Consider the following 20,400-nt stretch of genomic DNA (forward strand, 5'->3'; position numbering starts at 1 on the left):
ATGACGGCATGACAGGAACGCCGGGGGGTGCCCGCCGATGGCGGGCACCCTTCACCGCCCTACCCGCGCACGGGCTCCAGCACGAAGACGGGGATCACCCGGTCCGTCTTCTCCTGGTACTCGGCGTACGGCGGGTACGCGGCGACCGCGCGCTCCCACCACTCGGCCTTCTCGTCCCCGGTGACCTCACGGGCCGTCATGTCCCGCCGTACGGGCCCGTCCTGGAGCTCCACGTGCGGGTCGGACGTGACGTTGAAGTACCAGACCGGGTGGCGCGGGAAGCCGCCCTTCGAGGCCACGGCCGCGTACCGCCCCTCGTGCTCCACGCGCATCAACGGGGTCTTGCGGATCTTGCCGCTCTTCGCGCCGCGCGTCGTGAGGATGATGACCGGCAGGCCCGTGTCCCGGAGCGTCGTTCCCCGGGTGCCGCCCGAACTCTCGTACAGCTCGACCTGATCGCGCACCCACTGTGCCGGACTCGGCTCGTACTCGCCCTCAAGAGGCATCGCATGCACCCCATCGTCGCGTCATGAAGTGTGGTGTCCGACAGATGTCCGAGCCCGCTTCGGCCGGAAGCACCTCCCAGGCGGGGAAGCATATCGGGTGCCGCCTTCGTGTTCCCGGCAAACGCGGTGGCCGTTCGACGGGCACAAGGCAGGCATCGGGCATCAGCCGGACACGATTCGACCCTAGCGCCGCTAGACAATCAAGCGGCAGCAGTACTAGCGTTGCCTCATCGCCTAGCGGCACTAGATTCACACTGGATTCCAGGAGGGACAGCCATGCTCGACGCACTCGAAATCCTCACCACCGTGCTCGTCGGCCTGATGGTGGGCGTGGAGTTCTCCGTCGCCTTCGTCATGAACCCGATCTTCAACGCCCTCCCCGACGACAGCAACCAGCGCGCCCGCAGCCACGGCGGCCGGATGCTCGGCGCCGTCATGCCGGTCTGGTACATCGGCTCACTCCTCCTCGTCGTGATCTGGGCCGTCGCCGGCTGGCACCACCCCGGCGCCGGACTCGTCGTCACCTCCGGCGCGCTGCTGGTCCTCAGCGTGGTCATGTCGCTCCTGCTGCTCGTCCCGATCAACAACCGGGGCAAGACGTGGACCGCCGAGAACCGGCCCGACGACTGGAAGGAGCAGATGAACCGCTGGGACCGCTACCACTACGCCCGCGTCGCCGTCATCGTCGCCGCCTTCACCCTGATCGTCACCGCCCTCACCTGAGACTGCGGGCCCACGATCACCGGTGTGATGACCCCTGGACGGAGCGCAGCAGGTGGTCGCGCACCACCGCGACATGGGGATTCGTGGACGACCCCGGGCGCTGGACCAGGAAGCCGGTGTTGATCGGCGGGTCGTCCGGATCATTGAGGAGGGCCAGGGCGCCTGAGGCCAGGTCGTCGGCGCACAGGTAGCGCGGCAGCACGCTGAACCCGGCGCCGCCGACGACGGCTTCTCTGACGGCCCTCAGGTCGGGCACGGTGACGGTCGGACTGCAGGTCAACCGCCTGCCGAAGACATGGCGCCAGTAGCGGCGGACGATCGGCAGGTCCTCGGCGTACGACACGAGCGGCACTCCGTGCAGCGCTGCCGGTCCCTCGGTGGCAAGGCGCGAGCCGATCCGTTCGGCCCATGAAGGTGCGGCGACCAGGACGAATTCCTCGTCGGCCAGCGGTACGGAGGCGAGCGCGCGGCCGCGTGGGCGCAGGGTGGCCACCACCAGGTCGTGCCGGCCGGCGCGCAGTCCGTCGAGCAGATCGTCGGTGAGGCCGAAGGCGACGCGCAGGCGCACCCCCTTGTCGACGAGCGGGGCGAGCGTCGGCATGACGCAGTGCGTGAGGTACTCGGCGGGCCCCGCCAGGTGCACGGGCTCCGCGTCGCTCTCGCCGAAGAGGGCGCCGCCGCCGACCGGGCCGAGGGCGTCCAGCGGCTCCATGACCCGCGCGGCCAGCTCGTCGGCGAACGGGGTCGGGGCGACACCGCGGGACAGCCGCTCGAACAGCTCCCGGCCCAGCTGGCTCTCCAGCGAGCGGATCTGCGTCGTCACCGTCGGTTGTGAAAGGCCCAGCACGCGGGCGCCCGCGGTGAAGGTGCCGGCGCGGTACACGGCGAGGAACGTGCGCAGCAGGTTCAGATCGAGAAGGCCGCTGCCTTGCGGCGACGGCATTCCCGACTGTCCATTGGAATCCCTATCTCTCACATGCACGAGCCTATTGGATTCCGATGGGGTAGACGTTCTACCTTCGAGGACGTCGCCACACTGACGAACCGAGTGCGAAGTGTCAGTGCTTCGGAAACGTCAGCAGCGGCGGCGACGCGCCGTCCCCGATCCCTACGGATCGGCGACGCACCGCGTTCCCGATCCCTACGGCCCGTACGGGCTCCGCACCCTCGGAGAACCACCTCATGTCGAAGATCCTCTTCGTCGTCACCGGCGCCGACCACTGGACGCTGGCCGATGGCACCAAGTACCCCACCGGCTTCTGGGCCGAGGAGGCCGTCGCTCCGTACGAGGCCTTCAAGGCGGCCGGTCACGAGATCGTGGTCGCCACGCCCGGCGGTGTCGTTCCCGCCGTCGACAAGGGCAGCCTCGCCCCTGAGGTCAACGGTGGCCAGGAGAACGCCGACCGCATCGCCGACGCCCTGGCCGGCTTCGACGAGCTGCAGTCGCCGATCAAGGTCGCGGACGTGGACCTCGACGACTACGCGGCCGTCTTCTACCCCGGTGGCCACGGCCCCATGGAGGACCTTGCGGTCAACGCCGACTCCGGCCGCCTCCTCACCCTCGCCCTGGAGTCCGGCAAGCCGCTCGGGGTGGTCTGCCACGCCCCGGCCGCGTTGCTGGCGGCCGTCAGGGCCGACGGCACCAACGTCTTCGCCGGCTACGACGTCGCCGCCTTCACCAACGCCGAGGAGACCCAGGCGGGCTTCGCGGACAAGGCGAAGTGGCTGCTCCAGGACCGCCTCACCGAGGCCGGCGTGAACGTCCGGGTCGGCGAGCCGTGGGCGCCGAACGTGATCGTCGACCGCAACCTGGTCACCGGCCAGAACCCGGCCTCCTCCGCCCCGCTCGCTGCCGAGCTGCTCAAGAAGCTGGCCTGACCCCGATGGGCACCGACCGGCTCGACGAGGTCCTCGACGCCACGTACGACTGCCTGACCAGGTACGGCGTGCGGCGCACCACGATGGACGACATCGCCACCACCATGGGCGTGTCCCGGTCCGCGGTCTACCAGTACGTCCGCAGCAAGGACGACGCCTTCCGGCGGCTCGCCGAGCGCCTGCACGCGCAGGCGCTCGCGCGGGCCCGCCGGGCAGCGGCCGACAGCGCGGTACCGTACGCCGCCCGCGTCCGGGGCGTCCTCGCCGCCAAGCTCGAACTCGTCCTCGCCCTGTCCGAGGACTCCCCGCACACGGCCGAACTCCTCGACGACAAGGCCCGCCTCTTCGGCGGGATATGTTCCGCCTTCACCGCCGAGCTGCGCCACCTGCTCACCGGCCTCTTCGCCGTGGCGGGCACCGTCGAAGGGGTCGGGCCCGCCGAGGCGGCGGACGTCTGCATCGCGCTCGTGGTCGGCCTGGAGAACGCGACGGACGCGCACCGCCTGCTGCCCGTGGGATCCGATGCCCTCGTGGCCGGCCTGCTGGGCCAGCCCGTCTCCACCGTGACCGCGGGCAGCTGAGGCTCGGCCGGAGGATCGTACGGTGGCCGCAGGCCGTTGTGGTCAGTCCGCCGCGAGAGCCAGCTTGATGCCGAAGGCGACGAGGACCGTGCCGGTGATCGCGTCGATGGCGCGCTGGACCGAGGCGCGGTTGAGCCAGCGGCGGACGAGGTGGGTGCCGAAGATCAGGGCGCTGAACCAGACCAGCCCCTCCAGGTCGTGGACGGCCGCCAGGACGACGCCCATCGGCAGGTGCGGGGCGCCGCTGGGGATGAACTGGGGCAGCATCGCCATGTAGAAGACGCCGTTCTTGGGGTTCAGCAGGCTGGTGCCCAGGCCGCGTGCCCAGGACCGCGCCCAGGTCGCCTCCGCGGTCGTGGCCTCCTGCGCTCCGTCCGCCGTGCCGGCCGTCTCCCCCGACACGGGGCGGCCGCGCTGCTTGAGCGTCCGGCGGAGCATGCCGATGCCCAGCCACGCCAGGTACCCGGCGCCGGCCACGCGCAGCGCGTCGTACAGCAGGTGGGAGGCGGTGAGCACCGCGGTGGCGCCGACCGCGGCGGCCACGCCCCAGACGAGGACGCCGCAGAGGATCCCCAGCGCCGTCGCGAAGGCCCGGCGCCGGCCCAGGGTGATGGCGGAGCGCAGCACCAGGGCGGTGTCGAGTCCCGGCATGATGGTCAGCATGCCGGCGACCACGGCGAAGGAGGCGATGGCAGAGGAAACGGTCATTCGGCCATCCTGGCGCCGCGGTCGCGATCCCGTCCAACGCGCTCTGCTTCAGCGCGCATCAGAAGGGCTGATGCCGCCGCTCGCGGTCCGGCATGATGGGGCGGTCCCTGGGGTGTTTCGTCCTCGGGGAGTTCCGGGAGGGCTTGTGGCCGGCGTCGACGGTCGGGTGACCAATGTGATCAACGGTGGCACGTTCACCGGGCCCGTGGTCCAGGGGGGTCGGGTCACGGTGTCCGCGGCGGAGCCGCCCTGGCCGTTACAGGTCGGAGTGATGCCCGCCATCGCGGATGCGTTCCAGGACCGGGGCCTGACGGAGACGGTGGCGGACGCCGCGGGTGGCGGTGGGCCGGTGGTGCTGTGCCAGGTGCTCGCGGGGATGGGCGGGGTGGGGAAGACGCAGCTGGCCGCCCATCATGCGCACTCCCTGCTGGAGGCCGGCTCGCTGGATCTGCTGCTGTGGGTGACCGCGAGCAGCCGCCAGGCGGTGCGGCAGGCGTACACGCAGGCGGCGGCGCAGGTGGCCGGCGGCGATCCGGCGGACTTCGACGCGGCGCCGGAGCTGTTCCTGGCCTGGTTGAGCACCACGTCGAAGCGATGGCTGGTCGTGTTGGACGACGTCCAGGACGCCGGCGACCTGGCCCGGCTGTGGCCGCCGAGACGGGCGTCGGGGCAGGTGGTCGTGACGACCCGGCGGCGGGATCCGCTGTGGTTCGCCGACGGGAGGACCCAGATCGAGGTCGGGCTGTTCAGCCCGGCCGAGACCCTGGCGTACCTGCGGCGGCGCCTCCGACGGTGGTGCCCGGCCGAGGGGGACGACGAGCTGGCGGCGTTGGGGGAGGACCTCGGCCGGCTGCCGCTGGCTCTCGCCCAGGCCGCGTCGTACCTGATCGACTCGGCCCGTTCCGGGATGACGAGCAGCCACTACCGGGAGATGGTGCGCTCCCGGCGGCCGCTCGCCGAGCTGGCGCCGAACCAGCTGCCGGACGACCAGACGTCGACGCTCGCCGCCGTCCTCGCGCTGAGCCTGGAGCGCGCGGACCTGCACTCGCTCGGCCAGGCGACGCCGGTCCTGCAGTTGGCGTCGTGGCTCGACCCGCACGGCATACCGGACAGGATTCTCACGGCTCCCTCCGCTCGGGCCTTCATCGCACGGCAGGCCCGGCGGGCGGAGGCCGCGGAGGCTGCCGACGCCGCGGGGGCGTCCGCGCCCGGGGCTACCGGGAGGCGACTCCTCCGGTTCCGCAAAGCCCGTAAAACCCGCGGTGCCCACAGCGCCCGCAGCGCCCGCAAAGCCCCTCCCCTGCCGACCCCGGACGTCAGCGCCCACCGGGTGGCGCTCGTGCTGGAGATCCTCCACCGGCTCAGCCTCGCCGATCACCTCCCGGCCGGCCCGGACCGGTCGTTCGGGCTGCTGCGCGTCCACGCCCTGGTCCAGCACGCAGCCCATGACACGCTCGGCACGGGCCTGCTCACCTCCCTCGCACGCACCACCGCCTTCGCCGTCCGGGAGGCGTGGCCTGCCGTCGAAACCAGCCAGGCGCTCGCCCAGGCCCTGCGCGCCTGCACGGCCGCACTGCACCGCAAGGCGGGCCCGCACCTGTGGGCGGACCCCACCGGCAAGGCCGCCGGTGCGCTTCTGCGCGCCGGTGTCAGTCTCGCCGACAGCGGCCAGAGCGCAGCCGCCCTCCAGTACTTCGAACAGCTGGGCTCGGAGGCCGGTACGCACATCGGCTTCCAGCACCCCACGCTGCTGACCATCCGCCTGGAACTGGCCCGCTGCCTCGGTTCGATGGGCGACGACCCGGCGGCGATCCGGGGCCTCGAAGACGTCCTGACGGACATGCGCCGGGTCCACGGGCCGGACCACCCTTCCACCCTGGCCGCGCAGGCGGCCCTGGCGGAGCAGTACGGCAAGGCCGGGGACTTCGCCACGGCGACCCGGGTCTACGACGTCGTGGCGAGCCACCTGTCCCACACCAGCCCGAGTGGGCACGACACCATCACCTCGCTGGCGAAGCTGGCGCACTGGCAGGGCGAGTCGGGACGGCCCGAGGCAGCCGCGCGGGCGCTGCGCAGGCTGGCCGGGTTCAGTACGGCCGCCCTCGGCGAGGACGCTCCGCAGACCCTCGCCGTCTCCGCGCGGGCAGCCCACTGGCTGGGCCACGCCGGCAACCCGCTGTCCGCCGTGCACACCTTGGGCTCGCTGCTCGTCACCAGCCGCCTGAGACTGGGCGAGCAGCACCCGTACACCCTGGCCCTCCGCCTCGACCATGCGCACTGGATGGGGGTCGTCGGTGAGGTCGGCTGGGCGATCGCGGAGCTTGAGGCCCTGCTCCCGGACATGCGGCGGGTGCTGGGAGACGATCACCCCGACACCGTCCGCGTCCAGTTCGAGCACGCGCACTGGCTGCTGGGTTCGGGCCATGACGCCGACGGAGCGCGGATGCTCAGCGTGCTCGCGACCGAGCTGACCGCCGCGCTGGGTGCGCGGCATCCGCATGCCTTCGAGGCTCGCCGGCACAGCGCGCACGCCGTCGGCGTGAGCGGTGACCCGCGCGGTGCTGCCGCCGCGTTCCGGGAGCTCCACCTGGAGTGGTCGACCGCGCTGGGTGAGGACCATCCGCGGGCACTCGCCCTGTGGCAGCAGTTCCTGAGGTGGCAGGGAGAGGAGAGCGGCCTGGTCGATGCGGTCGCCGACCACCTGGCGCACTACGCGAGGGTCCGCCGAGTGCTCGGCATGGGCCACCCTCTGACTACGGCCGCGCACACGGCGCTGAGGGACTGCCAGGCCCGGCTCAACGACGAGACGAAGTTCGTCGTCCTCGTCGTCGGCCGGAAGGCGGACTAACGTGCCGGTCCCGGTGCCCGTCCCGGTCCCGGTGCCGGGCTGCGCAGGGCCGTCGTGGCGGTGGCGAGGAACTGCCGTACGGGGTCGGCGCATTCGCCCTCGGGGACGGCCAGGCAGGTCTCGACGGGCCGGGAGTCGGTGACGGGCAGGTAGCGCAGGTCGGGGCGGGAGTAGGAGCGGGTGATGCTCAGCGGGACCAGGGCGATGCCCTGGCCGGAGGCGACGAGTTCGAACTTCTCGTCGAGCGAGGAGGTTCGCCGTGCGCGGGCGGCGTCGAGGACCGGCTCGCCGTCGAGGTCGGCGGTGGTGAGGCTGGGGCGGTCGGCCAGCGGGTGGGTCACCGGCAGGCAGGCGACCTTGGTCTCGCGGCCGATGGGCACGGTGCGCAGGCCCGTGGTGTCGAAGGGGTGGCGCAGGTAGCCGACGTGGGCGCGGCCGTCGCGCAGTGGTGCGTCCTGTTCCCACCAGCGCAGCGGGAGGACGTCGATGGCGACGTCCGGGCGGTCGGCGCTGAACGCCCGGATCGCGTGGGACACGTGCAGGCCCGGGGAGAAGGCGACGACGAGCCGCTGTTCGCCCCGTGCGGCCTCCCGGACGCGGTCCAGGACACTGTCCACGACCGCGGTGATGCGCCGGGCCTCCTCGTACAACTTCCGGCCCGCTGCGGTGAGTTCGACACTGCGGGTGGTACGGGTGAACAGCTCGCAGCCCAACTCCTGCTCGAAAGCCCGGATCTGTCGGCTGAGGACCGGCTGGGTGATGAACAACTCCTGTGCCGCCCGGCCGAATTGCCCGTGCTCGGCCACCGCGGTGAAGTACCGGAGTTTGCGCAGGTCCAGATCCATGCCCGCACGGTATCAATGCGGCCGCAAGAGCATTGGACCGCCGCCGTCGCCGCCCCGCAGACTCGGGCCATGACCGACAACCGCAACACCGCCCTCGTCATCGGCGCCTCCCGCACCCTGGGCCTCGGGCTCGCCACCGAGCTCCTGCGCCGCGGCTGGGACGTCATCGGCACCGTCCGCGGACACCGGCGCACCGGCCTGCACGAGCTGGCCGAGCTGGCCGACGCACACCCGGGGCGGCTGACCGTCGAGTCCCTGGAGATGACCGACCCGGAGCAGCTGACGGCGCTGCGCGACCGGCTGGCCGGCACAGGCAACGGGAACGGGAACGGCCGCACCCTCGACCTGCTCTTCGTCAACGCCGCGATCACCCGTGGCGACCTTCCCATCGGGGAGGTCCCGACGGACATGTTCACCGAGGTCATGGTGACCAACGCGCTCAGCCCGATGCGCGCCGTGGAGACCCTCGGCCCGCTGGTCGCCCCGGCCGGGACGATCGGCGTGATGTCCTCCTCCCAGGGCAGCATCACCCTCAACACCTTCGGCGGCCAGGACCTGTACCGGGCCAGCAAGTCCGCCCTCAACCAGCTGATGCGCTGCTACGCGGCCCGCGACACCGCCGGAGACCGGACCCTGCTCCTGCTGGACCCGGGCTGGGTCCGTACCGAACTCGGCGGCCCCGGTGCCGAGTTGAGCGTCGAGGAGAGCGTCCCCGGCGTTGCCGACACGATCGAGCGCCACCGGGGCAAGCCGGGCCTGCACTTCGTCGACCACCAGGGGCAGGTCGTGCCCTGGTAGCCGCCCGGGCAGCCGCCCGCTCGCAGGACGGTCCACCCCGGGGTCGACGCCGACCGACGTCTCAGGGGTGGGCGGTGTCGACCAGGGTGTCGAAGACCAGCCCGCTGGAGCCCTCGCCCCGGCCGACACCGCGCTGGGCGCCGAGCCAGACGGAGACGCGCCCGTTGTACCAGCGGGTGCGACGGTAGGCGAGGGCGAGGGTGGTTCCGGTCGGAGGCACTTCCTCCTCGTTGACGAAGTAGGGGTTTCCGGCGTCGATGCCCTCCCTGAGCAGGCTCGTGTGCGGCCGGACCGGTTTGCCGTCGATCACGCTGAGCATAGCGGCGCGCTGCAACCGGATGGCCCGGTCACTGTCGGGGACGTGGACCGCGACGAAGGGCACCCAGTTCTCCGGGACGACGCTCATCGCCTGGTACGCGATCGGCGCGCGGGGAGCGTCGGGTGCCGGGGTGGGCACGAAGCGCCGGCGGTGCGCGAGGATCTCCGCCACGACCTCGCTGCCCCGTCGGCCCTCGCCGGTGGGCAGCGGGACGGTCTTCTCCACGCCCCAGACCATGTTGGCGTTCTCGTCGCGGATCAGCGCGATCTCCTCCAGCGGCGCGCCCTCGGCCACCTTCGGCACGGTCGGGGGGAGGAAGAAGCTCAGGTCGGCGGGGACGTCGGCGGTGCCGATCGTGTCCAGGGTGTACATCGACCAGCGCTGCCAGTCCTCGTCCTGGCCGGACCCCGCCGGGCTGATCCACTGCCGCTGCCCGAACACGTCGGTGACCGCGAGTCCCTGGATCGACGCGAGCACTCCGGCCGGAAGATCACAGGGCAGCTGGTACCAGTCGTTGCTGTAGACGAGCGCGAATTCGAGGAAGACGAGCTTCGCCAGGTCGGTGCTGTCCGGTCGGACCCCGGCGAAGTTGGTGCGTCCGTCCTCCACCGCCCACCAACGGGGCAGGGGCATGCCCGAGTACCGCACCGGTGCCGGGAACACGGTCCGGTTGAGGGGCGCGGGAGGCGGAGTGGTCCCGCCGAGCGGGGTGCCCGGGTCGACGGAGAACGCGTGCCAGTCCAGGTGGCCTCCGGGGAACTCCTGTGCGGTCAGGACCTTCTCGGTACCGGTCGGGGCGGCGGCGATCGAGAACCGGTGTTCGAGCCGGGTGGCGTCCCAGGTCGCGTCCCCGCCGGGCTGGTCGAACAGGTCGTCGAACCAGGCGACGAGACGGGCACCCAGGCCGTCGAGCTGCGCACGCGCCGGCCCCGAGACGGAGATGCCGTCCGAGGCCTTGCCGTTGTCCGCCTTGATGTGCCGGTAGAGCGCGTACCCGTCCATCCGGCGGTCGGCGAACGCCTGCAGGGTGGACCAGACCTGCTGGTCGGCCGTGCGCGGGGTGTCGGCGTCCACGGCCGGCTCGGGCAGGGCGATCCGGTACTTTTCGATGAACGTCGGGCGCAGGTGCTTCAGGCCGAGTTGCGGGCCGAGGAGCTTCAGCCACCGCCGTCCGATGATCAGCCGCAGGTCGTAGGAGACCGGATCCGGGCCGAACGCGAACGGCAGGGCCCGTCGCTCGGCCACCGCCTCCAGCGGCCTGTCGGCCGGCAGGGCTTCGGTCGGCAGGGTTCCGGCCGCACCGGATCCCGGCCGGAACCTGGACGGCACGGAGGTGGCCACCGAGTAGGTCGCGGTGACGGGCGAACCCGCGTCGGTGCCCCGGAACTCGCCGAGCTGCCACTGGCGGGTGAGCATCCAGAGCGGGTCGCGGACCTCGGCACGCAGCGCACGCTCGAACGACGTGGTGCGCGGGCGGCCCTCCAGCCGGTTCCAGAGTCCCACGGTGGGGAACAGCCGCTGGTCGAGCGCGGCACGGAGGTCCTCGATACGGGTCGGCTCAGGCATCGGCTTTTCCTCGCAGGTTGGCGGTTGCGAGATCGGTGCTGATGGTGATCGGGCGCCGGGTCGCCGACATCACCGTCGCGGGCAGGAGTTGGGCGTAGGGGGTGGTGTCCAGGTGCGCGGGCTCGACGGCGCGGATCTTCGCCAGATCGAGCGTTTCGCCGACGGCGTGGAGCAGGTCGTCGGCGCTCCAGTTGCCGGTCTGCTGCGGCGGGACGACGAGGAGCATGGCCTGCGGCGGCTCCGCGTCCGGGCCGTTGTAGTGGAACGCGATCCCGGTGGTCTCCTGCCGTGCGGGGACGACTTCCGTCCATTCGTCGAGCAGGAGCCCGCAGTGCCGGTTGACGCCCAGCATCGGCTCGGGAGCGTAGTGCGCCGTGAAGAGCACCCGGTCCTCCTTGATCTCGGTGCCCGCCGCGAACTCCATGCCCAGCCAGTGGTCGTTCGGGCGGTACGGCAGTTGGACGGGCACCAGCTCCGGCTCCTCCCATCCGGGGAGGTCGCCGAGCAGGCCGCCCGGACCGCGCAGGGCGTCGGCGACGAGGACGGCCTGTTCCCACAGCCGTGGCTTCTCGCGCACGCGGGCGATGCCGTGCACCCAGTCGTCGACCGGGAAGTCGCGGTGGAAGTCGTGGACCAGATGGCTCAGCAGCTGGTCCTTGTCGATACGGGCCTTCTTCCAGTCCGTCTGGAGCTGGTCCGGCACGGTGAATTCGGGCACGACGAGGAAGTCGGGGCCGAGCATCGCCTGCAGCGCGTCGGTCGCGGCCTGCACCTGGTCGGCGGCGGTCAGGGCCTGGTCGTACGCGGCCAGGGCCTTGTCGGCGGCGGCGAGCCGTCCGGTCACCTCGGTGAGCAGGGAGCGGGCCCGGTCGAGCAGGTCGCGGGCGAAGGCGACGACCCGGTCCCGGAAGGGGGTCAGGTCGAGCCCGGCCGGGTCGAAGGTGCTCAGCGGCAGGAGCGCGGCCACGTCCGCGAGCAGCGCGCTGAGCGTCGTGTCCGCGGTTCTGGCGATGGCGCGCAGGGCCAGCAGACGCGTGTTGAAGGCCGAGCGCTCCGAGCCGACGATCGTGCGCAGCTGCGCGGGCTGGGCCGGGCGGGGGCTGGTGGGTTTGGTGGTGAGCCGCCATTCCGCCTGTTGGAGCAGCCGGAACCGATCGTCCGCCGTGGCCGAGGAGGGAAGCCGGTCGTAGGCGGCGATCAGGGCGTCGGCGGCCGAGAGCGATGCGGCCATCCGGTCGGCGGTGGCGGCGACGGCCGTCAGCACGTCGCCGAAGACGGCTCCGCGCCACAGGGCCGCCTCGCCCCAGCCGCTGCGCGCCATGCCGAAGCCTCCTGCCGTCCGGGCCAGGTCGGCGTAGCCGGCCAGGAAGGTGTCGATGCCGGTGACGAGGGCGGCCCGGTCGGGCTGGGCGGGCGGGTCGGGGAGGAGGGGCGCCAGCGAGGCGAGGTAGGCGGCGGTGTCCTGGCGCAGTCGGTCGAGGGAGGTGCGGACCGCCGCCGGCCGGCGGCGGTCCACGGTGACGGCGTCGTCCATGGTCCGGTCGACCGGCTGGCCGCTGCCGCCCGGGACCAGGTCCGTCGGTCGCAGCGGACGTGAGCGGATCAGGAGCGAGCGCAGCGCGCGGACGAGGGGCAGCGTCTCGAAGAAGGTCAGCTTGTCGTGAATCCTCAGGGTGTGCCTGATCGTCAGTTTCGTGTCGGGCCGCGGTTTCTCCTGGGCGACGACGAAGGCGACGATCCGGTCGTCCAGGTCGGTGAGCGTCGCGTCGTCCGACGGTACGCCCCACAGCATGTCGAGGGGTTGGAGCTGGAGATCGGCCTGGGTGACCACCCGGCTCCGAGGGGCCCCGGTGACCGGGTCCTGCCACTCCACGGTGGTGGCCACGTTCGCCGGGGGCGGCAGCAGCGTGGGCAGCCAGGCGTTGACCGCCGGCTCTCCCTGGGCTCGTGGACCGCTGCCGGGGTTCGTCGCCGCACCGAACCCGGGGCCCAGGCCGGGGGTGAACATCAGACCCAGCCGGTGGGTGAGCGTGACCCCGCTGCGGGGGGTGCGGACCACGTCCGGATCGGGCGGGAAGCCCTCCTTGGCGTACGCGTCGAGGGTCGCCGACGCCCGTTCGGGGTTCCCGCGCAGGGTCTGGTGGGTGGCTTCGGCGACGGCGAGGTCGGACAGCGCGTCATGGAGGGCGAGCAGGTGCTGCACCTCGGCGTTCATCGCCTTCTGCTCGGCGTCGGTCGCGGTGGGCAGGTCGGCGACGCCGAAGGGGTATTCGGGGTGGGCGGGTTCCCGGGTCGCCTTGCGGACGAGTGCCAGTCCGTCGACGACGTTGCGGGCCTCGACCAGTTCGACCGGGGTGCCCGGTGCGGCGTTGGAGAGCTTTCCGGAGCGCAGCGGGAACGCCCCGCGCAGCGCCGGCAGGAACTTGTCCAGTTCGACCCCGGGGTGCCCCTCGTGCAGGCCGCGTTCGAACCGGTAGCCCAGCATGGCGCCCAGCGACTGGCCCTGCCGGAGTCCGTCCAGCAGGGTGAGGGCGGTCCGGACGCGGTCGGAGCTGAGGTTGACGGCGAAGCTGCCGGGGTTCTCGCGGGAGCCGTTGGCGAGGTATCCGGCCCTCAGGACGGCCGCGGTGGTGGCCTGGGCGGGCGACGGGGCGTGGATGTAGCCGCCGTTCCCGGGGTCCTTCAGCAGCGGCTGGGAACCGCTCGGGGTGAACAGCGCACCGAGGCTGCCCGTCAGGTGGACGGGGGTGTGTGTTCCGGGGCCGGGCCTGACGTCCTCCAGCCATCCGTAGGCGCCGAGGTGCAGCCCGCGGCGGGCCGGGGACGTGCCGTCGGCGCCGTAGCGCAGGCCGGCCAGGCGTTCGTTGGCCAGGCCGAGCCGCCAGGCGTCCAGGCGGTAGGTCGCGCAGTCCAGGTGCTCGGCCAGGACGCGTTCCAGCCGGGCGGTGGGCAGGTCGGCGAGCAGCCGGAGGGCGGCGATCTGCTCGGCGAGTTGCCGGGCGGCGGGATGGGTGGACAGCACGTCCGGGATGAAGTCGACGACGAGCCGCGACGGGTCGTGGGTGATGGCGGGGTCGGGGGCGTAGAGCTTCCGGTACCGGCTCTCGCTGGGCAGCGGCGGCTGGGTGGTGCGGATGTGGATGAACAGCGGGTCCGCGGCCGATACCGTCTCGCCCGCCGCGGCGGCCAGTGCGCGCGCGGTCTGCTCCCAGCCGAGCAGCACCGCGTGCCGCAGGAGCAGGTAGAGCACGGCCGCGGGGGGACGGTCGTCGGTGAAGCCCTTCTCCAGACGGACGCTCTCCAGGTCGCGGGCCGCGTTGTCGGCGAGCCACTGCAGGTAGTTGCGTCCGTCGGGGAGGTAGGACCGGACCTTCCTGCTCTCCGAGAGCGGTTGGTCGTCGACGAGGGGGCCGAGCAGCGGGTACTGCTCCTCGGTGAACAGACGGCGGATGATGGCCGGGTCGACGGCGGGCTGTCCTGGCGGGGCGAGCCGGTGCAGCAGGGCGCGGATCGGCTGCGGCATGCCGAGCAGGTCCTCCAGCGCCGGCAGCACCTTCGGGCCGTTGCTGCTGAAGTTCTCGCGGTTGTAGATGTCCTCGACGCTCTGTGCGTAGCGCTGGTGGTACTCGGCCGAGGTGGGGTGCAGGGCGAGGATGTCCAGCAGCTGCTGGTGCGGATCGGCCGGCGCCGTCCCGGACGGGGTGGGCTTGCCCAGGTACGTCACCTGGCCGGCGGCGGTCCTCCAGTCCTCGGCGGCTGCCGACAGCAGGGCCCCCAGGGCCCGCCGGCGGGTGGAGGTGTCGGGCCAGGTGAGGCGGGAGAAGGCCGTCGTCGGCAGGATGCCGTACGGCTGACGTCCGATCCTGACCGCGGGGACCGGGCCGCGTCCGGAGACGTACCGGACGAAGAAGTCCCGGGTGTCGCTGACGGTCCCGTCCGGGACCGTCGGGTGCAGCATGGTCTGCAGGTAGGAACCCCAGGTGGCGGGCCACAGCGCGAGGTTCGCGGCCCGGGCCTCGCGCTGGTCGGTGCCGTCGGCGCCCGCCACCCCCGTCATGGTGGCGGGGTCGATGCCGAGGAGGTCGGCGAACCACTGGCCGTCCGTCCTGGTCGTCCAGTCGTCGGCCGCCGCCGTGGCCGTGGGGGCGGACGCGGACCGCAGCACCGCGGCGGACACGGCGCGCTGGTCCTGTCCTGCGGGTGTCTCCTCGCTGTTGTTGGTGGGGGTGCCCTGCGGCAGCAGGGTGAGGCCGGCCTGGCTGCGCAGCTGGCGGGTGAGCAGGTCGGCGAGGTCGGCGGCCGTCCGGTCGGCGGTGCTGCTCTGCCGCAGGCCGAGGACGACGATCCGGTCGACGCCGCCCCGGAAGCTGTCCTGCAGCGGTACCCGCACCGCCATGCCGACCGAGATCGCCGCTTCGAAGTCGGTCAGCCAGCGCAGCGCGGCGGGGACGAACAGCTCCCCGGTCTGCTCGTTGACCTTGGGCTTCTCGGCGGAGCCGGGGTCCGGTCCGACGTCCAGCGCGGCCGGCACGGGCGCACCGGGGACGGAGAACACCTGGGCGGTGCCGACGTACCCGGTCACGGTGAACCGGTCGGGCAGTAGCCGGGCCCGGGGTGCCTGTGTCCAGGACCGCGACGACACGTCCGTGGCAGCGGGCGGCGGAAGCACGAGGAACGCCACCAGGACGTTGTTCCCGGTCACCGTCGCCGCACTGTCGATCCCGACCGGTCGGCTCCTGCGGATGGCGTCGGCTCGGGCGGCTCCCACCGCCGCCAGCAGGGCCGCGTCGGCCGCGGCGAGTTTCGCCCGGTCTCCGTGGGTCTGCCACACGGCGGTCCAGTACGTGACGGTGGGCTGGCGGTCGGCCGCTGCCACGGCCTGCGGGGTGACGACCACGAGGACGGTGGTTCCGGGGTCCACGCCGGAGGGCTGGTCCGTCGGGTCGGCGGGGCGCCGGTTCTGCACCAGCCAGCTCGCCCGCCCCGCCGGCACCCTCGCCGTCAGCTCCTGCCACGCGGACTGTTCGGCGGGCGCGTTGCCCCCGGCTCGCCACAGCGCGGTCCAGTAGGCGTCGACCGCGCCGATCTCCGCCTGGCTGGGAAGGGGCTCGAACGACTCCACCGACCATTCGTCGGGGAAGATCCGCACGAGCAGTTCGTCGGCGGTGAAGCGGGTCTCGACGCGGACCGGTCCGAGCAGGACCGGGAAGTCGTCGCTGAGCGGCAGGGCCGCGGTCGAGTGAGGGGTGGTCACGGCAGCATCTCCTGTGCGTGGACGGCCATCAGCACCGGTGCCCGGAAGAGGATGTAGGCGACGTCGGCGGAGCTCAGTCCCGCGTGCCACAGCGGCAGGGACAGGTCCTCGATGTGCTGGTCGTGTTTCTCGACGTCGTCCTCCGGCTGGTCGAACTCGCGCAGGACGACGGGTGTGGTGTTCTCGTCGAGCTTGACGAACCCGGTCTTTGCGGGGTCGATGTCCGGCCAGGAGAGGTCGTTCCAGACCTCGACCCGGGGCGGGTTCGCGTCGGGTTCGACGTCCGCGCCGAACCGGGGCTCCCCCGGTCGTTCCTTGATGACGAAGAACCAGCCCGCGCTGCCCGGCGGTTCCGTTCCCTTGGCCTCCGGGGATGTGAGGTCGAAGCCGAGCAGGTAGATGTCCGGCTCGACCTTCGCCTCGTAGAGCGGAAGCCGGATCTCGTCGTGCGAGGGGTTCGCCTCGTCGACGAGGTCGACGGGTACGCGTTCCTTGTCGGGGTCGGGCTGTCCGTCGGTGAGCTGCCAGGCGGCCCGGTGGGCGTAGATCGCCGCGTTGGGGTACTTCTTCAGCAGCTCGCCGCGGATGACCAGCACCAGCTCGTTCTTCTGGACGCTCTCGCGGTTGTTGTGCCCTCCCAGCTTGGACTGCCGGGTCCAGGTGGCGATCGGCGGGATGTCGTACAGCCGTTCGCGCCGTTCCCCGGCGCTCTCGCCGGGCAGGGCGGGCACCGAGCGGACGTCCCAGAACTGGCGGAAGGGGGTGCCCCGCTGGTCGGTGGGGTATTCGCGCCACAGCAGCTCACAGGCCATCTCGTGGTTGAGCCCGACCAGGTACGCCTCGATGAACTCCTGGTCCGTCTCCAGCAGGCTGATCGAGTTGGGCGGGACGCGGTTGATGTTCGGCATGAACAGGTCCACCGACAGGTCGAGCAGCGCCTGGTACACGGGCAGGTCCAGGACCGGGTAGGCCATGGCTTCGAGGAACTGCTCGGCGAAGGGTGCCAGTCGCTCGGGCAGCCGCAGGGAGCTGAGCAGGCTCCGGGGCACGGTGCCGTCCGGTCGCAGTCCGGCCAGCGTCGCCGCCGTGGTGCCGGGGACGTCCAGGGGGCGGCGTCCGTCGCTGCGGCCGCCCAGTGCGGCGTCCGCGTAGCCCTGGTAGATCTCGTGCAGCGCCTGCTTGAAGGACTGCGCCTCGGGGCTGTCCGCACCGCCCGGAGAGGGGACGAAGGTGTCCCCGGGGAGCGTCAGGACGAAGTCGTGGCTGGTGGGCAGCTGGTCGACCGGGTCGGTCCCGGTGGCCGTGGCGGTGGCGGTGGCGGCCGGAGTCGGGTGGAGCACCTGGTCGAGCCGGGTGGGCGTGATCACGGAAGCCGGTCGCACCTTGGGGGGTGCGGCCGTGACCCCTGCGGTGTCCGCGTCCATCTTGGGGATCAGGGCCTCCGGCGGCTGGTCCGCGGTGAACTTCAGTCCGCGCATGAGCCGTGAACCGGGCCGGGTGAGGCGGCGCATCGGCGCGGACGCCGGGGCGGCGGCGACCCTGCTCCCCGACAGGTGGAAGCCGACGGCGACCTGTTCGGCGCTTCCCGCCGACCGTCCGTTCGCCGTTCCCGGGTCCTGCGTGGTCGTGACGACGCGGGAATGGGACGGCGCGGTCAGGGTGAGCGCCCGCCCCGACGCGGGGGTCCGCGCCAGGGCCGCGGCCGGCGGTTCCAGATGCTTGTTCTGCAGGACGGTGCTCACTTCGCGGGCCAGCTGCGCGGCCCGGATGCGCGCGTTGGCGGCCAGCACCTCGCCGACCTGGGCCCAGGCGGCCTGCATGAACTCCTCCTGCCGCTTCTGCACCACCTGGGCCCCGAGGCCGGCCGCCACCCGGAACCTCGGGTCGAGGTTGAGCCGGTGCACCCAGTTGCGCTGGTCGGCGACGGGGCTGCCGTCGCGTTCGGTCAGCAGGCGCGAGGCCGGTGCGTGCCAGCGTCCGTACAGCGGCGGGCTGATCACCGGGTCGCCGGCGCCGACGCTTGCGGCGGCGAGCGTGGTCGCCAGGTTGTGGTGGGCGGTGGCCGGAGTCTGGGTGAGGTAGTCGTCGGCCAGGTTGATCAGACCGGCCAGAGCCTGCTGGAACGGGTGCGGGTAGTGGAATCCGAGCCGCTGGAGGTCGTCCCAGTTGTCGTAGTCGTCGCTCGGACGCTCCGGCTGCTGCAGCGCCCCACCGAGCTTGAGGATGCCTGCGAGCGCCGTGGGCACGGTGATGCCGGGCAGTCCGGGCCCCGCCTGCCGGTGCACGTCGAGGTCCCGTCGGCCGACGCTGGGGTCCAGTTTGGGCACCGGGTCCAGCAGCCGGACCAGGTACTCGAAGTCGCCCGCACTGCCGGTGGAGAAGAACCAGCGGTGGTAGTACGGCAGTTGCCCCACGGCCTGCTGACCGTTGTACGCCTTCCCCCAGCTGGGGTGGAGGGCGCCCGGCGCGGCGGCCGGGTCCAGCCCAAGGCCGGCGAGGCGTCCGGTCTCGAAGGCGGGTACGAGGAAGGCGTGGTAGGCGGTGTCCGGGTTCAGTCGACGCGGGCACAGCAGCCGGGCGCACGCGTGGTCGGCGTTGCTGCGCAGCACCTGGGCGAGTGCGGGCAGCACGCTGCCCATGTCCTCGGAGACCACGGGTGAGTCGAGCGCTCCGTTGACGTGGACGTGTGACCAGGCGCCCAGCTGCTCGGGCGGCGGCAGCACGCTCTGGTTGCTCACGGCGATGTACGGCAGTGGCCGGCCGGCGGCCCTGCCGTCGGTGAACTCGGCGCCGTCGGTGGAGCGGGAGTCGGGCCCTGCCGCGAGCACGACCAGTGCCAGCCAGGGCTTGAGCCGCCGGGTGGTGGCGTCGGGGGCGGCGGGGCTGTAGCGCCAGGGGAAGTCCTCGTCCTGGAACTCGATGTGGGCGAGGTAGTTGGGTTCCATGTTGGTGATCCAGGACCGCGGCTCGGTGCGCGAGACGGCGCGCGGATCGATGCCGATGACGTCGCCGGGGCCGTAGATCTGCACGGTGCGTTGCACGTCGCGGCTGAGCGGCCCCGCACCGGCGCCGTCCTCCGCGGTGACCCGCAGCGCGACCGGGACGCTCGCCCGTACAGCGGTCCCCGGGTCGGTGGTGATCCTGGTGGCGATGCCCGACCGGAGCCAGGGCAGGAACGTGTAGCCGTTGGCCGTCACGCGGTGGCCGCCGCGGCCAGGTCGAAGAACTCCGCCTTGACGGTCAGTTCCTGGGGGTCGGGGCCGGCCGCGGCCTGACCGGAGCGTACGACGCCGCCGGCGACCAGCACCAGTTTGTCCGTCAGGGGTGCGGCGGCGAACGCGAACCGGCCGATGGTGAGCCCTGCCGCCGTGCTCCAGCTGCGCGTCGTGGCGTCGAAGAGGGCCGCGCTCGCGAAGCCGACGTCGTCTCCCCCGCCGTCGCCGCCTCCCACGACCAGGACCTGCGTCGCACCGAGGGGGACGGCGCGGTGCAGGGCGCGACCGCCGGGCATGTCCGGTACGGCCGTCCACGTCCCGGTGTCCTGGCTGTACAGCTCCGCCCCGGCCCGGCTGAACGGGTCGAAGGTGCCGTCGCCGGGGCCGCCCGGCGCTCGTCCGCCGGTGACGAGCACCGCGGCTCCGGCGGAGAGCGCGGTGGCCTGGTGGTCGGCGCGGGGGGCGAGGAGGGCGCCGGTCGGGCTCCAGGTGCCGGCGGTGGGGTCGAAGAGTTCGCAGTACGCCAGTGCGGTGTCCTCGTCGCGGGCCGTGGGCAGGGTGCCGCCGACGACCAGCACCCGGCCGTTGGCCAGCACGACCGCCGGGTGCCCGCTGCGGGCGTCGGTCATCGGTGCCGCGTCCGTCCAGGTGCCGGTGGCCGGGTCGAACAGCTCGGCGGAGTTCAGGGCCTTGACCGACTGGGCGGACCGGATCGTCGTCCCGCCCGCGACGAGGACCTTGGTGCCGACGAGGACGGCGCTGTGTCCCCACCGCGCGGTGCGCATGCTCCCGGTGCTGGTCCAGGTGCCCGTCGTCGGGTCGTAGATCTCCGCCGCGGCCAGGCCGGGGGCCGGGAACTGGGCGGTTCCGCTGATGCCGCCGGCGACCAGGACCCTGCCGTCGGACAGCCGGGTCGCGCTGTGCAGCCGGCGGGGTGTCTGCAGGCTGCCGGTGGCGGTCCAGGCCTTGGTGGTGTGGTCGTAGACGGCGGCGCGGGCGAGGGCTGCGGCCGATCCGTCGGAGCCGCCCACGACGAGGACCTTGGTGCCGGTCAGCACGATCGCGTTGTCGTGCCGGCCGTACCAGCCGGCGCCTGCGGGCAGGTCGCCGGTTGCCGTCCACTTCCCGGTCGCCGCCACGAGGGTACTGGTCATGGGCG

The 20,400-nt window shown here is 72.5% G+C and carries 13 protein-coding genes; 5 read left to right on the forward strand and 8 right to left on the reverse strand.

Translation table 11 applies throughout. From position 1 onward, the window contains the following. Positions 1 to 59: 59 nt before the first annotated feature. Positions 60 to 506 carry a nitroreductase family deazaflavin-dependent oxidoreductase gene (locus tag BX285_RS31970; protein ID WP_121179180.1) on the reverse strand — a complete coding sequence of 149 codons (447 nt, stop codon included), beginning with the start codon at positions 504 to 506 and terminating at the stop codon, positions 60 to 62. Positions 507 to 782: 276 nt separating this feature from the next. Between BX285_RS31970 and BX285_RS31975 the strand changes: the two genes are divergently transcribed. Continuing rightward, positions 783 to 1,229 (forward strand): DUF1772 domain-containing protein, encoded by a 447-nt coding sequence (locus BX285_RS31975; protein ID WP_121179181.1) that lies wholly within the window; start codon positions 783 to 785, stop codon positions 1,227 to 1,229. A 16-nt stretch (positions 1,230 to 1,245) separates the two neighbouring features. On the opposite strand, the gene BX285_RS31980 is transcribed toward BX285_RS31975, so the two are convergent. Then, positions 1,246 to 2,172: a LysR family transcriptional regulator gene (locus BX285_RS31980; RefSeq protein ID WP_121179182.1), complete on the reverse strand. Its 927-nt coding sequence runs from the start codon at positions 2,170 to 2,172 to the stop codon at positions 1,246 to 1,248. A gap of 239 nt (positions 2,173 to 2,411) precedes the next feature. Here BX285_RS31980 and BX285_RS31985 point away from each other — a divergent pair, with 239 nt between their 5' ends. Beyond that, a complete protein-coding gene (locus BX285_RS31985) occupies positions 2,412 to 3,107 on the forward strand; it encodes a type 1 glutamine amidotransferase domain-containing protein (protein ID WP_121179183.1) in 696 nt (231 codons plus the stop codon). A gap of 5 nt (positions 3,108 to 3,112) precedes the next feature. Further along, entirely contained in the window at positions 3,113 to 3,688 is a 576-nt protein-coding gene (locus BX285_RS31990) for a TetR/AcrR family transcriptional regulator (protein ID WP_097240757.1), read from the forward strand. A gap of 42 nt (positions 3,689 to 3,730) precedes the next feature. On the opposite strand, the gene BX285_RS31995 is transcribed toward BX285_RS31990, so the two are convergent. Beyond that, the gene (locus BX285_RS31995) at positions 3,731 to 4,396 is read right to left on the reverse strand and encodes a LysE family translocator (RefSeq protein WP_121179184.1); all 666 of its coding nucleotides are present in this window, start codon (positions 4,394 to 4,396) and stop codon (positions 3,731 to 3,733) included. Between the two features lie 271 nt (positions 4,397 to 4,667). On the opposite strand from BX285_RS31995, the gene BX285_RS32000 reads away from it, so the two are divergent. Continuing rightward, entirely contained in the window at positions 4,668 to 7,244 is a 2,577-nt protein-coding gene (locus BX285_RS32000; RefSeq protein WP_183107300.1) for a tetratricopeptide repeat protein, read from the forward strand. Here BX285_RS32000 and BX285_RS32005 read toward each other — a convergent pair. Next, positions 7,241 to 8,089, reverse strand: coding sequence for a LysR family transcriptional regulator (locus tag BX285_RS32005; RefSeq protein WP_121179186.1), 849 nt, complete (start codon positions 8,087 to 8,089; stop codon positions 7,241 to 7,243). The genes BX285_RS32000 and BX285_RS32005 overlap by 4 nt on opposite strands. A 69-nt stretch (positions 8,090 to 8,158) precedes the next feature. Here BX285_RS32005 and BX285_RS32010 point away from each other — a divergent pair, with 69 nt between their 5' ends. Next, positions 8,159 to 8,887: an SDR family NAD(P)-dependent oxidoreductase gene (locus BX285_RS32010; RefSeq protein WP_121179187.1), complete on the forward strand. Its 729-nt coding sequence runs from the start codon at positions 8,159 to 8,161 to the stop codon at positions 8,885 to 8,887. Positions 8,888 to 8,948: 61 nt separating this feature from the next. On the opposite strand, the gene BX285_RS32015 is transcribed toward BX285_RS32010, so the two are convergent. Genes BX285_RS32015 through BX285_RS32030 form a run of 4 tightly spaced genes read right to left on the reverse strand, consistent with a single transcriptional unit; the run spans position 8,949 to position 20,395 of the window. After that, the gene (locus tag BX285_RS32015) at positions 8,949 to 10,772 is read right to left on the reverse strand and encodes a hypothetical protein (protein ID WP_121179188.1); all 1,824 of its coding nucleotides are present in this window, start codon (positions 10,770 to 10,772) and stop codon (positions 8,949 to 8,951) included. After that, positions 10,765 to 16,026: a hypothetical protein gene (locus BX285_RS32020; protein ID WP_259470918.1), complete on the reverse strand. Its 5,262-nt coding sequence runs from the start codon at positions 16,024 to 16,026 to the stop codon at positions 10,765 to 10,767. Before BX285_RS32020 ends, BX285_RS32015 begins: the two co-directional genes overlap by 8 nt. Then, positions 16,023 to 19,223 (reverse strand): hypothetical protein, encoded by a 3,201-nt coding sequence (locus tag BX285_RS32025; protein WP_121179189.1) that lies wholly within the window; start codon positions 19,221 to 19,223, stop codon positions 16,023 to 16,025. Before BX285_RS32025 ends, BX285_RS32020 begins: the two co-directional genes overlap by 4 nt. Then, positions 19,220 to 20,395 (reverse strand): kelch repeat-containing protein, encoded by a 1,176-nt coding sequence (locus BX285_RS32030; RefSeq protein WP_121179190.1) that lies wholly within the window; start codon positions 20,393 to 20,395, stop codon positions 19,220 to 19,222. Before BX285_RS32030 ends, BX285_RS32025 begins: the two co-directional genes overlap by 4 nt. Between the last annotated feature and the right edge of the window lie 5 nt (positions 20,396 to 20,400).

The sequence above is a fragment of the Streptomyces sp. 1114.5 genome, from assembly GCF_003635085.1.
Taxonomy (GTDB): domain Bacteria; phylum Actinomycetota; class Actinomycetes; order Streptomycetales; family Streptomycetaceae; genus Kitasatospora.